This window comes from Salipiger marinus (genome assembly GCF_035481585.1).
In the GTDB taxonomy this organism is placed as follows: Bacteria; Pseudomonadota; Alphaproteobacteria; order Rhodobacterales; family Rhodobacteraceae; genus Salipiger; species Salipiger marinus.
This window is the reverse complement of sequence record NZ_JAYKSL010000095.1, coordinates 1-667: the sequence shown is the minus strand read 5'-3', so window position 1 is coordinate 667 and position 667 is coordinate 1. Positions and strand designations below refer to the sequence as shown.

At 66.8% G+C, this 667-nt stretch carries 1 protein-coding gene; it reads left to right on the top strand.

The genetic code is table 11. From position 1 onward, the window contains the following. Window positions 1–87 precede the first annotated feature (87 nt). A partial coding sequence (locus VK682_RS27290) for a class II glutamine amidotransferase (RefSeq protein WP_324783004.1) occupies window positions 88–667 on the top strand: 580 nt, incomplete at its 3' end.

Genomic DNA, 667 nt, shown 5'->3' with positions numbered 1-667 from the left:
AAGACAGGTGACGAAGCCGGGCTTCGCCACGCGGCTGCGCGACGCGCTGCGGGCGAAAAAAGCAAATATTGGCAAGGAGTAAATCCCATGTGCGGGATCATCGGCGTTCTGGGCGAACATGAGGTCGCCCCTATTCTGGTCGAGGCGCTGAAACGGCTGGAATATCGCGGCTATGACAGCGCGGGCATTGCCACAGTCAATGACGGCCATCTGGACCGTCGCCGCGCCGTGGGCAAGCTGGTCAATCTTTCGGACCTGCTGGTGCACGAGCCGCTGGCGGGCAAGGCGGGGATCGGTCACACCCGCTGGGCCACCCATGGCGCGCCCACTACGCGCAACGCCCATCCGCATCGCGCGNTTTCGGACCTGCTGGTGCACGAGCCGCTGGCGGGCAAGGCGGGGATCGGTCACACCCGCTGGGCCACCCATGGCGCGCCCACTACGCGCAACGCCCATCCGCATCGCGCGGGCCGGGTCTCGGTGGTGCATAACGGCATCATCGAGAATTTCCGCGACCTGCGCGCCGAACTGGGCGAGGCCGGTCTGCAGCCGGAAAGCGACACCGACACCGAAACCGTGGCCATGCTGGTCTGTCACCTGCTCGACAGCGGCAAGACCCCGGTTGAGGCGGCCCATGGCGCGCTGATGCGGCTGGAGGGCGCCTTTG